11 protein-coding genes and 6 tRNA genes are annotated in these 14,361 nt (G+C 58.2%); 15 read left to right on the top strand and 2 right to left on the bottom strand.

Annotated elements, in window-relative coordinates; translation table 11 throughout:
- Positions 1 to 407 precede the first annotated feature (407 nt).
- From KSY82_RS01815 to folB, 14 genes are all read left to right on the top strand, one after another.
- Positions 408 to 497: transfer RNA gene (locus tag KSY82_RS01815), tRNA-Leu, on the top strand.
- A 59-nt stretch (positions 498 to 556) separates the two neighbouring features.
- The gene (locus tag KSY82_RS01810) at positions 557 to 2,902 is read left to right on the top strand and encodes a GAF domain-containing SpoIIE family protein phosphatase (RefSeq protein ID WP_217749993.1); all 2,346 of its coding nucleotides are present in this window, start codon (positions 557 to 559) and stop codon (positions 2,900 to 2,902) included.
- Positions 2,903 to 2,980: 78 nt separating this feature from the next.
- Entirely contained in the window at positions 2,981 to 3,727 is a 747-nt protein-coding gene (locus KSY82_RS01805; RefSeq protein WP_217749992.1) for an anti-sigma factor antagonist, read from the top strand.
- A gap of 105 nt (positions 3,728 to 3,832) precedes the next feature.
- A tRNA-Gly gene (locus tag KSY82_RS01800) sits at positions 3,833 to 3,908 on the top strand.
- A 34-nt stretch (positions 3,909 to 3,942) separates the two neighbouring features.
- A tRNA-Cys gene (locus tag KSY82_RS01795) sits at positions 3,943 to 4,016 on the top strand.
- Positions 4,017 to 4,058: 42 nt separating this feature from the next.
- A tRNA-Gly gene (locus KSY82_RS01790) sits at positions 4,059 to 4,134 on the top strand.
- A gap of 178 nt (positions 4,135 to 4,312) precedes the next feature.
- The gene (locus KSY82_RS01785) at positions 4,313 to 6,046 is read left to right on the top strand and encodes a glycoside hydrolase family 13 protein (RefSeq protein ID WP_217749991.1); all 1,734 of its coding nucleotides are present in this window, start codon (positions 4,313 to 4,315) and stop codon (positions 6,044 to 6,046) included.
- Between the two features lie 141 nt (positions 6,047 to 6,187).
- Positions 6,188 to 6,263, top strand: a tRNA-Gly gene (locus KSY82_RS01780).
- A 3-nt stretch (positions 6,264 to 6,266) separates the two neighbouring features.
- Positions 6,267 to 6,341 (top strand) — tRNA-Val (locus KSY82_RS01775).
- A gap of 634 nt (positions 6,342 to 6,975) precedes the next feature.
- Complete coding sequence (gene nrdD / locus KSY82_RS01770) at positions 6,976 to 9,198, top strand: anaerobic ribonucleoside-triphosphate reductase (protein ID WP_217749990.1); 2,223 nt, start codon at positions 6,976 to 6,978, stop codon at positions 9,196 to 9,198.
- Positions 9,199 to 9,624: 426 nt separating this feature from the next.
- Positions 9,625 to 10,206: an anaerobic ribonucleoside-triphosphate reductase activating protein gene (nrdG, locus tag KSY82_RS01765; RefSeq protein ID WP_217749989.1), complete on the top strand. Its 582-nt coding sequence runs from the start codon at positions 9,625 to 9,627 to the stop codon at positions 10,204 to 10,206.
- 66 nt (positions 10,207 to 10,272) lie between these two features.
- Positions 10,273 to 10,830, top strand: a complete 558-nt coding sequence (gene folE / locus KSY82_RS01760; protein WP_217749988.1) for a GTP cyclohydrolase I FolE — start codon at positions 10,273 to 10,275, stop codon at positions 10,828 to 10,830.
- A gap of 2 nt (positions 10,831 to 10,832) precedes the next feature.
- Positions 10,833 to 11,414, top strand: a complete 582-nt coding sequence (locus KSY82_RS01755) for an HD domain-containing protein (RefSeq protein WP_217749987.1) — start codon at positions 10,833 to 10,835, stop codon at positions 11,412 to 11,414.
- Positions 11,415 to 11,457: 43 nt separating this feature from the next.
- The gene (gene folB / locus KSY82_RS01750; protein WP_195624795.1) at positions 11,458 to 11,943 is read left to right on the top strand and encodes a dihydroneopterin aldolase; all 486 of its coding nucleotides are present in this window, start codon (positions 11,458 to 11,460) and stop codon (positions 11,941 to 11,943) included.
- Between the two features lie 6 nt (positions 11,944 to 11,949).
- Here folB and KSY82_RS01745 read toward each other — a convergent pair whose 3' ends face one another.
- On the bottom strand, positions 11,950 to 12,726 hold the full coding sequence (locus tag KSY82_RS01745) for a M48 family metallopeptidase (protein WP_217749986.1): 777 nt from the start codon (positions 12,724 to 12,726) through the stop codon (positions 11,950 to 11,952).
- Positions 12,727 to 12,798: 72 nt separating this feature from the next.
- Complete coding sequence (locus KSY82_RS01740; protein ID WP_217749985.1) at positions 12,799 to 13,812, bottom strand: dipeptidase; 1,014 nt, start codon at positions 13,810 to 13,812, stop codon at positions 12,799 to 12,801.
- Between the two features lie 120 nt (positions 13,813 to 13,932).
- Here KSY82_RS01740 and KSY82_RS01735 point away from each other — a divergent pair, with 120 nt between their 5' ends.
- Entirely contained in the window at positions 13,933 to 14,361 is a 429-nt protein-coding gene (locus KSY82_RS01735) for an FKBP-type peptidyl-prolyl cis-trans isomerase (RefSeq protein WP_055286916.1), read from the top strand.

The raw sequence follows: 14,361 nt of genomic DNA, 5'->3' as shown, positions 1-14,361 counted from the left end.
CTTAATCTAATAGGAAATTGAGCGAGGCCGGAGCTTTAGCTCCGGCCTCCTTATATAAAGGGTCGGCAAAGCCGAGCCACAAACTTCTATTCAGCCCCAGAATAAGCTTGAGAATCGTACTTGGAGTACGTGGCTGTAGGGGCGGAATGGGGGTAACTTCCCAACGCATTCCGCAGGGGGCGGTACATTTTGTAGCGCGAAGCGCGAATCAAAATGTACCGCATGCCCGAGGACGCGTTGGGAAGTTACCCCCACTCCGACCCGGACATAACCGTCTACCAGCGCATTCACAAATTCGAAAACTTTTTTCAAAAAAGTGCTTGCACAGTTCTCGAATCATAGGTTATTATCTTCCTCGTTGAACGCGCGGGTCCAACAAAGCGAACCGTAAGTCAACAACATAGCATGTCGGAGTGGCGGAATTGGCAGACGCGCTAGCTTGAGGTGCTAGTGACCGCTTTTTGGTCATGCGGGTTCAAGTCCCGCCTCCGACACCATCGCATTTGAGAAGCCTCTTCGGAGGCTTTTTTGTTACCGATAGACGGTGGGGTCCACGATGGAAACGCTTGAACGCAACGAGTGGGCAGACGTTGCCCAACTAGTCGAGATCACGAGCGATGCTGTCATCATCTGCGAGCTCGACGGAACAATTCTGCATGTGAATAATCGCTTACTTGGTTTGATGTGCGAGGAACGCGCCGACGTCATCGGTGGAGATGTTAAAGACGTCCTGTACTCGTCCGCTTTTGAACGTGCGACGGAACATCGTCTGCCATTTGAAACTGATGGCTCCGAGAACGAACTGATGCTCAAGCTGAGTGACGGCTCCTTTATCCCCGTCTTGGTTCGTGCGGGCTCCGTAACGCCTCCACGCATCTTTGGGCGCCGCGCGCCACGTGTCCTGGTGGCGCTCCATAGCATCGAAGAACAGTATTCGCACGACCGTCAGCTCAAGCGTGCGCTTTCGGAGCTTAGAGTGGCGAACAAGCGCCTCTCTGGCACGCTCTCGGTCATTATGAGTACCGTTGGCTCCGATGAGCTGCCCAGCCTACTTGATACCGTTTTGAACCAGCTTGTAGGAACGCTCGATGCTTCGGGTGCCGCTATCTATTTTTCTGAGAGCGGCGGTTTTAAACTTCGCGGTGTTTCCAAGGAGCTGTACGACAGCTACCTGCCTGAGTTTTTGCCGTATGGCGCTGGCATTCCGACGTATGTTCTTCGTGAGTCGCGTGCCTGTCGCTTATCGATTCAACAGGACCTTGAGGGTGATAAGGCCGCCTCCGGTATGTTCATGGACTTGGACAATCGTTCTAAGCACCTGTTGCGCATGCAAGATATGCCTCCGTACCGCAGCGAGATCTGTCTTCCCGTTTTTTACGGTACGCAGATTCTTGGCGTGCTGGAAGTTGGTTGGAAACGCCCTCAGGCACCGCTCGCCTATGACGTTAATGTGCTCGAGGTCATTTGCGATTATCTATCTATCCAGCTGGTCGGCATGGCATCGAGCCTTCGCTCCCGTCGTACGGCCGAGCTTGGCCGCTCGCTCAATGTCTTGCGTGATGAGTTGTTTACCTTTCTAGACGATTCTGCCGCGGCTACCCAGGCGGTATCGTCCGAGATCTGCAAAATGCTTAACTGCCATTTTTGCCCTGTTGAGTATGACGCCAGTCTGGATTCCTACGTCATAGATTTTGAAGGCGGCAGTCGCGTTGCCTTGCCGGACGACCCTGAGAAGCTTTTCTTTTCCACGACGGCGCCAGCGGCACGTCTGGGGGCTGGCCCTGATGGCTTTGAGGCATCTGTTTTGGGCGGTACGAGTGCCGAGGACCTTAAACACGTCCGTATAACTCGCGTTGACGAATCGATGCCTATGGGAGGCTGGCTTAGGGCGCATGGTCTGCCTTGTCAAGGTCTCTACGTCGACTCCGGTATCGAGGCGGGGCGCCCGCGCTCTGAGGGTGATGGCAAGCACAGTAACGACGCGATTGTTCCTGCTTCTGTTGCGAAGAGCCCGACGACGCGCGCACTGCTGCTTCGTGATGGTAGCCAAGAGCCGATTGATGATCTTGAATATGACTACTTGGTGCACTTGGCGCATGACTTTGAACTGATCTACGAAGGCGAATCTCAAAAGCGCGAGGAGCGCCATATCGCTCAGACCCTTCAGATCGGCATGAGAAATTCCCTGGGGGATGTTCCGGGTATCGCAACCGATTCGGTGTACCTGTCGGCCACGAACTCGGCGTTGGTCGGCGGCGATTTCTATACGCTCATCCGTCTTCCCGACGACTGCGCCGTCATGATTTTGGGCGATGTGTCTGGCAAAGGCATTGAGGCTGCATCGATGTCCGCGCTCGTCAAGACGGCCCTGACGGCATATGCCTGGGAGGGCGCTGGACCGGCCCGCATGGCACGCTCCCTTAACAGCATGCTCATGGGCTTCTCGAGGGTCGAGACGTTCGTGACGGCCTTTATCGCCAAGATTGACCTTAAAGCCGGACGCGCAACGTATTGTTCGGCGGGCCATCCTCCGACCATGGTCATCAGGCCAGAGTCGATGCCGCTGGGTGGCGGCGAGGCCCGTGGGGGAGAGGTCGAGCTGCTTGGATGCCAATCGGGCGTAATCGGTGCCTTTGAGAGCATGGTGTACGAGACGGGAGTGTTTACGTTCGCTCCTGGCGACATGCTCTTCATGTATACGGATGGAACGATTGAGGCCCGCGACCGCACCGGAGCGTTCTTTGGCGAGCAGTGCCTTCGTGACCTTCTGCTCTCTGTCTCGGGTGAGGGCGTATCGGGAATCTGCGGCAAGGTCTTGGGCGAGCTTGACCGATTTACCGAATCGGCGCTGGACGATGACATTGCATTGGTGTCCCTTGAGTTTTTACGGGGTCGTTCATAGACGACGCTGGGCGGGCTGAATCCGTACGATTGGGGAAACGAATGCATCGAGTGGGCTTTTTTGGGGAACCATGGTCGTATGAATGAGTGGAATGACATAGCGGTTTTGACGCCACCAGGCGATATCGACATCGCCACGGTGCCTGCGCTGCGTCGGCGGCTGGATGCTTTGATTGGCCGCGGCGTGCGTCGTGTCGTCATCAACTGTCAGGCTGTTAGCTTTATCGATTCGACGGGCTTGGCATTCCTGCTTACGCGCGCTCGTGAGCTCATGAGGCGAGAAGGCCTGCTTTCGCTCGTCAATGCATCAGGTGAAGTTGTTCGCTTTTTGGAGATTGCTCGTCTTGTCGATATCCTTTATATCGCGGGGCCGGCGCGGGAGTCTATTCCCGCCATTCCGGTGGGGGAGCTGCCTCGCTGGAGTAAGAGCGTCGAGGTCCGTCAGGGTATCGAGAATCTTCCATACTACCGACATCGCATCGCCGAACTCCTTGAATCGCTTCCGTTGCGCCGTGACGAGCGCTACGATGTCGCATTGGCGTCGGGGGAGGCGCTGGGTAATGCCTATGACCATGCGGGCGGTATCGGGTGCGTCCTGACGGTTCAGGCCTATGGCGATCGCGTTGTGGTTGAGGTGCTTGATCGAGGTGTCGGCTATTCTATCGATGAAACGAGCGAACCGGTCGCATCTGAGGAGCGCGGCCGTGGCATCAAGCTTATGCGTATGCTCGTCGATAACGTGGAGGTTGCTCGTCGTACGGACGGCGCCGGCACGCGCGTGCAGATGGTGAAGCTGTTTAGCGGAGCGCTGGAATCGTGTGCCTAGCCAATCGCTTTAGCGCGTTTAGCTACTAAGAACATGCGGCAGACAAGTTTTTTGAAAAAAGTACTTGCGTCTTTTGGACAACTCGCGTAAATTAATAACCCGCAAGCGGACATGGCTCAGTTGGTAGAGCACAACCTTGCCAAGGTTGGGGTCGCGGGTTCGAGCCCCGTTGTCCGCTCCATTGCATTTCCGGACCGTTTAGGTGGTCCTTTTTCGGCGAAGTGGCCAAGTGGTAAGGCAGAGGCCTGCAAAGCCTTTACCCCCGGTTCGAATCCGGGCTTCGCCTCCAGGCAACATCCGGGCGCTCCGGCGCCCGTTTTGTTTTACATATGCGGACATGGCTCAGTTGGTAGAGCACAACCTTGCCAAGGTTGGGGTCGCGGGTTCGAGCCCCGTTGTCCGCTCCAAACGCAACAGCCCGGCTACTACGGTATCCGGGCTTTTTTGTATCCATCGCATGGGCTCGAACCCGAGAGGGAGCGAGCGTTTTGGGGCGTGGCTGTGGCGTTGTTTGCTGCGAATGTGCGCTTTGGGCGTATCATCGTGGGCATCTCGCATAACCTCGTTGCAAGGGAGATACGCCCCATGGTTACAGAAAAGTCTTCTTCGCGTTCATGGATGTCCGATGCCGCGATCTATCAGATCTACCCGCGCTCGTTTAAGGATTCGACTGGTTCGGGTCTGGGCGATATCGCGGGCATTACCCAGCAGATGGACTATCTTGAGCGGCTGGGTATCGAGGCCATCTGGCTGAGCCCGTTTTACCCATCGCCTCTTGTCGATGGTGGCTATGATGTGGCGGACTACTGCGATGTCGATCCACGTCTCGGCTCGCTTGACGACTTCGATGACATGATCGCTGCGGCTCACGCGCGCGGCATCAAGGTCATCGTCGACATCGTGCCCAACCATTCATCCAGCCAGCACCCCTGGTTCAAAGCCGCTCTTGCCGCCGGCCCCGGATCGCCCGAGCGCGCCCGTTATATCTTCCGCGATGGTCGCGGCGAGCATGGCGAGCTGCCTCCCACCAATTGGAATGCCAACTTTGGCGGCCCCGCATGGACGCGTGTTGCGGACGGTCAGTGGTATCTGCACATGTTTACGCCCGAGCAGCCGGACTTTGACTGGTCATGCCCTGAGGTTCACGCGCTCTTTTGCGACGTCCTGGCGTTTTGGAGCGATCGAGGCGTCGACGGCTTTCGCATTGATGTGGCGCAGGGTCTCGCCAAGGATCTCGACCGCGATGACCTCGACCGGTGGCATCTCGCCGAGGGCGATGACATGGTTGACGACGGCACCCATCCGCTGTGGGACCGCAATGAGGTCCACGAGATCTATCGCGAGTGGCGCCGCGTGTTCGACCGCTATAATCCGCCGCGCAGTGCCGTTGCCGAGGCGTGGGTGCTGCCCGAGCGCCAGTATCTCTACGCGCGTCCCAGCGAGCTTGGCCAGACATTCAACTTTGAGTTTGCCAAGGCCGCTTGGACCTATGATGACATGCACACTGCAATCGAGAAGGGCTTGAAGGCAGCCGTCGAATCCGATTCCGCCTCGACTTGGGTACTCTCCAACCACGACGTGCCGCGCGTGGCGACACGCTATGCCCTGCCGCAAATCAAGGCGACGCGCTACCACCAGATTGCGCTCGACTGGCTCTTACGCGACGGGTCGTCTTATGACGAGGACCGTGAACTCGGCGAGCGCCGCGCGCGGGCGGCCCTTTTGCTTGAGCTGGCGCTTCCGGGCTCGGCATACGTGTATCAGGGTGAGGAGCTCGGCCTTTTTGAGGTGGCTGATATCCCGTGGGCTGCACTCGAAGATCCCAGTGCGACCAATACGCACGGACCGAAGCGCGAGAAGGGGCGCGACGGCTGTCGCGTGCCCCTGCCGTGGGTGGCGGCGGACGATCCCGCGCAGGGCGGATCGTTTGGGTTTTCGCCGGCAGACGCCGATGCGGCGCCCCATCTGCCGCAGCCTGCATGGTTTTCCGATTATGCTGCCGATAGGGAAGAAACGGACCCGACATCGATGCTTGCGCTCTATCGTGACGCCCTCTGGCTGCGGCGCAAGCTGCGCGGGTGCGCCAACGATCTTGCGTGGCTCGATCTTGACGGGCGCACCGGTCTTGCGGATGGTGCCGAGGGCGCTGAGGGCGGCGTCATCGCCTATCGCCGCGATAACGGCTGGGCGTGTGTGACGAACTTCGGTGCAGCACCTGTGGAGCTGCCGGCGGGCAGGGTCCTGCTCACCTCATCACCGCTTGCAGACGGCAGGCTCACGCAGGACAGCTCTGCCTGGATCATGCTCGGCGAGATGTAGGGGCCTCTTGCGGCGAGTTTGCGTTTGCCTGCGCCTTCCGTGGTGGCTGATGTCCTCGCGAGGTTCGCGAGGGCGTCGCAAAACTTTTTAAAAAAAGTTCTTGCATTTGGGTGGATCATCCCGTATATTAAATCCTCGCAGGCGGACATGGCTCAGTTGGTAGAGCACAACCTTGCCAAGGTTGGGGTCGCGGGTTCGAGTCCCGTTGTCCGCTCCATTTGGGCGTTTAGCTCAGGGGGAGAGCGCTTCCCTGACACGGAAGAGGTCAGAAGTTCAAATCTTCTAACGCCCACCAAATGTTCGCAGCCCAGAGGCTATGTCCTCTGGGCTGTTTTGTTTTGCCACCAAGCACGCCGCCAATATAAGCCACCAAATATTGATCCAAGGTCTGTACGCGATGGTCTTCGCATCCCGTAGAGGTGCCGGCAGATTGCATACGTCCTGGCCGATCGTGACCGCAACATGTTGGTCAAGCACAATCTTTTGGATTCTTTTGGCGTGAGCGGTTTGGTTTTGGTAGGATTTGTCAGCGGCTTGACTAAGGGGGTTTTATAACTGCCATGCAGGTAGCCGTGTTGGTAACGTTTTACCGACTTGCCAAGAACCCCTCATTTTTAATGCGTCTGCAAAATGACTAATTGCTTTGACCTGCTGAAACACTATATGTTGTGTTTGACCTAAAAAAAGAATACAGGATATAGATGCTTCTTTGTCGTATGATAGATGGCGGACAGAGAACGAAGACCTTAACTGCCTCTTTTGAACGTGTCCCTGAGCCGCTTGATCGGCTCCAGGGAATGTCCGCATGGAGGCTTATGGTTTATCGAGAACACAGATTGCGCGACGGCGCCGCAAGACAGGGGCAAGCCCTGCCGGGTATCGTTTGGCTCTGAAGCGCGATGAGGCTACGATGCGAAAGAGGCAAGAGGATGAAGATCATCAAGCGCAGCGGCACCGAGGTTGTCTTTGACATCGATAAGATCGTCAATGCCATCCGCGCCGCAAACTTGGAGGTCGAGGAGAGCTCTCGTCTTACCGACCGCCAGGTGGTTTACGCGGCACAAAACGTCGCCGAGGCATGCGAGAACGCGGGCCACACCGTGTCGGTCGAGGAGATTCAGGATCTGGTCGAGGACGAGATCATGCGTCTCGACTGCTACGAGGTTGCCCGCCATTACATCATCTATCGCTATGTTCAGAGCCTGAAGCGCCAGAAGAACACGACCGACGACAAGATTCTGTCGCTCATCGAGTGCAACAACGAAGAGGTCAAGCAGGAGAACTCCAACAAGAACCCGACTGTCAACTCCGTTCAGCGCGATTATATGGCCGGCGAGATTTCCAAGGACCTGACCCAGCGCGTGCTGCTGCCCCAGGAGATTGTGGATGCCCATAATGAGGGCCTGATCCATTTCCACGATTCGGATTACTTTGCCCAGCACATGCACAACTGCGATCTGGTGAACCTGGAGGACATGCTCCAGAACGGCACGGTTATCTCGGGCACGCTGATCGAGAAGCCGCACAGCTTCTCGACCGCCTGCAACATCGCGACGCAGATCATCGCCCAGGTTGCTTCCTCCCAGTACGGCGGCCAGTCTATTTCGCTGACCCATCTCGCCCCGTTCGTTGAAGTGAGCCGTCAAAAGATTCGCGGCGAGGTCGCTCGCGAGCTTGAGGAGCTCGGCGTTTCCGCATCTCCCGAAAAGGTCCGCGAGGTTGTTGAGGACCGTCTGCGTGACGAGATCCGTCGCGGCGTTCAGACGATTCAGTATCAGGTCGTGACCCTTATGACCACCAACGGCCAGGCGCCGTTCGTGACGGTCTTTATGTATCTCAATGAGGCCCGTACGCCCCAGGAGAAGCATGACCTTGCCATGATCGTGGAGGAGACGCTCCGTCAGCGCTATGAGGGCGTTAAGAACGAGGCCGGCGTGTGGATCACCCCGGCGTTCCCCAAGCTTATCTATGTGCTCGAGGACGATAACGTTTACGAGGATTCCCCGTACTTCTACCTGACTCAGCTGGCTGCGAAGTGCACCGCCAAGCGCATGGTGCCCGACTACATCTCCGAGAAGAAGATGCGCGAGCTGAAGCTGTCGAAGGGCGAGACCGCCGGCAATGGCGATTGCTACACCTGCATGGGTTGCCGTAGTTTCCTGACGCCCGACCGTTCGGGCAACGGCTTTAACAATGTCGCCAACGCGCTGAACTATGACCCGACCAAGCCTAAGTACTATGGCCGCTTTAACCAGGGCGTTGTGACCATTAACCTGCCTGATGTCGCGCTGAGCTCGCACCAGGATATGGATAAGTTCTGGAAGATCTTCGACGAGCGCCTTGAGCTGTGCCACCGCGCCTTGCTGTGCCGTCATGAGCGTCTGATGGGTACGCTTTCTGACGCCGCACCGATTCTTTGGCAGTACGGTGCCCTCGCCCGTCTGAAGAAGGGCGAGACGATCGACAAGCTGCTCGTGGGCGGTTACTCCACCATTAGTCTGGGTTATGCCGGCCTGTATGAGTGCGTCAAGTACATGACGGGCCACAGTCACACCGAGAAGGAAGGCACGCCCTTTGCCATGGCCGTCATGCAGCGCATGAACGACAAGTGCGCCGAGTGGAAGGCTGCGAGCGACATCGATTTCTCACTGTACGGCACGCCGTTGGAGTCGACGACCTACAAGTTCGCCAAGTGCCTGCAGCGTCGTTTTGGCATCATTCCGGGCGTGACGGACAAGGGCTACATCACCAACAGCTACCACGTCCACGTGTCCGAGGAGATCGACGCATTCGACAAGCTCAAGTTCGAGGGCATGTTCCAGCAGCTTTCGCCGGGCGGTGCCATCTCCTACGTCGAGGTTCCCAACATGCAGGACAACCTCAAGGCTGTCATTCGCGTGATGCAGTACATCTACGACAACATCATGTACGCCGAGCTCAACACCAAGAGCGACTACTGCCAGGTGTGCGGCTACGACGGCGAGATCAAGATTGTCGAGGATGACGGCAAGCTGGTGTGGGAGTGCCCTAACTGCGGCAACCGCGATCAGGAGAAGATGAACGTCGCTCGTCGTACGTGCGGCTACATCGGTACCCAATTCTGGAACCAGGGCCGAACCGAGGAGATCCGCGACCGCGTGCTGCATCTCTAATAACCATCCCAGGCCGCCCCGTAGCGAGGCCCCGGACCTTTACTCGCTATTTCGGACAGTCCTGGCTCACGACGGAGGCGCCACTGGCGCCTCCTGTTCGTGCGGAACTCATATCGAGCAAAGGTCCGGGGCCTCGCTACGGGGCGGCCAAGTTGACGTAGCTGAGATGCAGCATGAGGCCTGCTCACTCCTCGAAGTTCTTAGCGGAAATAATTTGAGCTGCAGCTGCGATTTACTTGCGATGGCGGTTGAGCTGCAACAAAGTTTTTATTGGACCTCGAACCCTATACTCGATGTTCGCTTCGTTCATTGAGTTGCCCTTTGCATGAGGCCGGGACATATCGTCCCGCCCGCAGTTTCGCAGGCCGAAGGCCGAGAATGTTTGAGGACGGGATGATATGTCCCGGCCTCCCGGGAGAGTTACCTATGAACTACGCGAACATTAAGTATTTCGACATTGCTGATGGGGAAGGCGTTCGTACTTCTCTGTTTGTGAGCGGGTGCCGTCGCGGGTGCAAGAATTGCTTTAACTCCGTCGCGTGGGACTTTGCCGCGGGTGAGCCGTTCGATCGTGCCGTCGAGGACAAGATTATCGAGAGCCTCGACCATCCCTTTATCGATGGCCTGACGATTCTGGGCGGCGAGCCTATGGAGCCCGAGAATCAGGCGGGGCTTGTTGACTTTATCGAACGCGTGCGTGCGGCCTATCCCGCGGGGTCGGGCAAGACCATTTGGTGCTTTACCGGCGACGTGCTCGAGGAGCTTATGCCGGGTGGTCGTCACCATACCGAGGTGACGGACCGTATCCTTGCCTGCCTCGACATGTTGGTGGACGGCCCGTTCGTTCAGGATCTGTACGATATCTCGTTGCGCTTTAGGGGCTCGAGCAATCAGCGCGTGATTGATATGAACGCCACGCGCGCCCGTGCTGTGCGCGAGGGCGTTGCGCTTTGCGACGCTGTGGAGCTTTGGCGGGACGATCCGGTCTATTCGACCCATACTATGTAGCTTGTGGCCGATGCCAAAGGGCGTGGTACCATAGCGCGAACGTGAAATCGGAAAAGTGAGGCCCAGATGGTCGATCAGGAAAAAGTCGAGACTGCCATTAAGCTGCTACTTGAAGGTATAGGCGAGGACCCAACTCGTGAGGGCCTGCTGGAGACCCCGGCGCGCGTTGCCCGTATGTATGGCGAGATCGCCGGCGGTATGGACCAGAGTGCCGAGGAGCACCTGTCCAAAACTTTTGCCGTCGCTTCGAACGATTTGGTTATCGAGCGCGACATCACGTTCTACTCGCTGTGCGAACATCATCTGCTGCCGTTTTACGGCAAGGCTACCATTGGCTATATCCCCAACGGCCGTGTCGCAGGGCTCTCTAAGCTTGCTCGCACGGTTGAGGTTTATGCCCGCCGTCTGCAGCTGCAGGAGCAGCTGTGTGCGCAGGTTGCCGACGCCCTCATGGAGTATCTCGCTCCCCAGGGAGCGATTGTGCTCATGGAAGCTGAGCATATGTGCATGACCATGCGCGGCGTGCAAAAGCCCGGTACCAAGACCGTGACGCTCGCTCGCCGCGGCGTCTTTGAGACCGACCCCGCGCTCGAAGAGCGTTTCTTTAGGATGCTGGGACGCTAACCATGAGAGTCGTTAACGACTTTACATCGAATACTGACGAGGGAACGCCGCGTCGCGGTTTTATGGCTTCGGGCCTGGCGCCTTTTGGCGTCATGCCTCGTATCGATTACATCTGTGCCAACGGCCTGTTCCGGCGCCACCTGGGCAACATTGCTCAGCTGGAATCGGGACGCATCTTTTGTCGCCACGGTATTGACCATCTGCTCGATGTCGCCCGCATTATGTGGATCAAGAATCTCGAGGAACAGCTCGAGTTTGACCGCGAGGTCATCTACGCCACGGCACTTCTTCACGATATCGGCAAAGATGAACAGTATGAATCGGGTATATCCCATGATGTTGCAAGCGAACGCGTCGCTGATGCGATTCTCGGCGGCATGCCCGATGATGTGGCGTTTGAGCCGGCCGATGCCGCAGCCATTAAGACGGCCATTCTGGGCCATCGAAAGCTGCGTGTGAACAGCCAACCGCTTGAGCGTCTGCTCTATGCAGCCGACAAAGCGTCGCGCGCCTGCTTTGCATGCCCCGCGCGCAATGCTTGCAACTGGAGCGAGGATAAAAAGAACCTGTCGATTCGCGTGTAGTTAGTTTGCGCGGTCGGGGTTCTAAACGAAGGAGACGATCGCGATGAGCAACAAGAAACTGCCCGAGAATGCAACCAAGACTGAAGGCGCCGAGCTCGCCCGCCGTGGAAGGGGCGAAATATCCACCGCAACGGCGGTACCCCACGTGAGCTATGACGATCTGCGCCATGCCGACCGCATCACCGTTGAAGGTCTTGAGGTTTTTGCTAACCACGGCGTATATCCCGAAGAGAACGCGCTGGGCCAGAAGTTCATCGTGTCCCTGGTGCTCTATGCCGACCTGCGTGCAGCGGGGGAGCACGATAACCTGGACGCCTCGATTGACTACGGCTCGGTATGCCACGATGTCGATGGCTATCTGCGCGAGCATACGTTTAAGCTCATCGAGGCTGCAGCCGAGGGTGTGGCCCAGATGCTGCTGCGTCGTTACCCCCTGCTGCTTGGCGTGCACGTTAAGCTCGATAAGCCTTGGGCGCCCGTCGGTCTTCCCCTGGCAAGCTGCGGTGTCGAGATCGAGCGCGTGCGCTAGTCGACGCTAGAGCTTGTTGAGGGGCGGCTGCTTGAGCCGCTGCGACAGAGCTCTATTGTTGGGACAGTACGTGTCGAGCAGGGTGTGAAACCGCTGATTGTGGCTTGGCTCGAGCAGGTGGACGAGCTCGTGGGCGACAACCATGTCGAGACACTCGATGGGATAGGCGGCAAGTTCGCGTGCGATGCGAACGGCACCGGATTTGGGCGTGCATGAGCCCCAACGCGTTTTCATGCTACGTACGGAAACGCGGGAAACGGCGACACCCATTGCGATTTCGTACGCGCGCGCCATATCGCGCAGCGCCGTGGTGACCTCGGATGCATAGAGCTGGTCGATGCGGGTCTGGAGCTCATCGGACGTCAGGCCGTCGAGGGTTGCGCGCCGCTTGGCCTGTGGGCGTTCGTTCGATTTGTCGGCACCCATAAAACTTGCGAAGGTGGCCTGCTTGGGCCGCGGTGCGGGTGATGCAAAGTTGCGATCGAGCGCATCTTGTACCGTGATGGGCTTGCCCCAAAGTGCAATGATGGACGAGGGGCTGAGCGGCTCTCGTGCCGTCGCCTGACGTTGCTCGCGCTGGGCAAGTCGACTGATAATCCAGGCGCTGTTGCGCTTCACAAACGCTTCGATACGCTCGCGGCTGGCGTCGAGCGGTGCACTGGCGTGGACCTCACCGCTCGATGTGACGCGTAGGTTGAAGTTCTTGACGCGCTTTTTGGTAACGACGACGGGGATGGATGTGCCATCCGGTCGGGATACGGTAATCGTAAATTGCTGCGTCAAAAGCGGTCCTTCAGATTGGGGACGGGCCGCATGTCGACCGTTCGGCATGCGGCCCGCTCAGGGGATGTGAAATTAATAACGCTCGAAGAAGGCAAGGGCATTATCGCTGCAGAGCTTCTGCATCACGGTCTTGCCAAAGTGCTTGGAGAGCATGTTCTGGAACTCGGGCATCTTGCTGGCATCGGAGAGGAAGGCGGGCACCGTGGCACCGTCCCAGTCGCCGCCGAGCGCGATGACATCCTCGCCGCCCAGGTCGAGCCAGTGCTCGATATGTGCCGCTAGCTGGTCGAAGGTGACGTCTGCGGCGGTCTTGTCGGTTGCGTCGTTGGAAAGGAACTCGCTGCAGTAGTTGAGGCCGACGATACCGCCCATGTCGCGAATGGTGCGGAACTGGTCGTCGGTAAGGTTGCGTTTGATGCCGCAAACCGCGCGGGAGTTGGAGTGGCTGGCAACGAAGGGGCGCGTGGCGTGGGCGACAACCTCGTCAAAGCACTCATCGTTGAGGTGGGAAACGTCGAGCACCATGCCGGCGTGCTCCATCTGCGTAAGCGCCTCGATACCGGCGGCGGTGAGGCCGGCGTGGGTGTCGTGGCCGCTCGCGAGCGGTCCCTGCGCGTTCCAGCTGAGTGACGACATAAGCACGCCCAGGCTCTTGAGCACCTCGATCAGCGCGGGGTCCTCGGCAAAGAACGTGGCGTTTTCGATGGTGTGGATGCAAGCGACCTTGCCGTCTTTGAGCGCAGGGCGAATGTCTGCGGCGCTGCGTACGTTGACCATGCGGTCGTGGTTGAGCATTGCCTGGCCGCTCATATGCGCCATGATTTGCGCCTGGAAGCGCGCGGCGTGGGCGGTGGGAATCTCGTCGGGGACAAACGTGGCGAAGCACTGTGCCCACGGCGTGTTGCCGATCTTTGCGAGCGAGATGGCGCAGGCGTTGCCCTCGATGAGGTCGAAATCTTGCGGATGCGTTTCGTCGCCGGGGAAATAACCGTCGGTGCCGGCGGTAAAGCGCAGGTCGAGATCGAGCGTGGCCCAGCCGATGCGGTCGGCGGTGTCGCAGTGTAAGTCAAATACGGGATATGCCATGGATCCTCCGGTTGCAGCGTTTCTTTGCAAACTGTCTTTGAATTGTATGACTAGGGTATAGTTAGCGCCATATGTTCACGGCGGCCCGCGTTGTGCGCCGCCCTTATCACGGAGGTTACCATGTCCAACCAGGGCAAGAAGGTCAAGACTCATTATCGCGGCACGCTCGACGACGGCACGCAGTTCGATAGCTCCTACGATCGCGGCGAGCCGCTGGAGTTCACCTGCGGCGCCGGCCAGATGATCAAGGGCTTCGACGCCGCTGTTGTCGACATGCAGGTGGGCGAGAAGAAGACCGTGCACATTCCTGCTGCCGATGCCTACGGCGAGCACAATCCCGAGATGGTTATTACCTTCCCGGCCGAGCAGGTTCCCAACATCGAGCAGATCGAGAAGGGCATGAAGCTCTTCCTGTCCACGCCCAGCGGCATGCCCGTCCCCGCCGTGGTCATCGACGTGACGCCCGAGGCCGTGACGCTCGATGCCAACCACGAGCTTGCCGGCAAGGACCTCAACTTTGATATCGAGCTCGTCGAGGTCGAGGGTTAG

Source organism: Collinsella aerofaciens (assembly GCF_019131995.1).
GTDB classification, from domain to species: Bacteria; Actinomycetota; Coriobacteriia; order Coriobacteriales; family Coriobacteriaceae; genus Collinsella; species Collinsella aerofaciens_S.
Note: the sequence above shows the minus strand (reverse complement) of the source record. Positions and strands in the feature narration are given on the sequence as shown.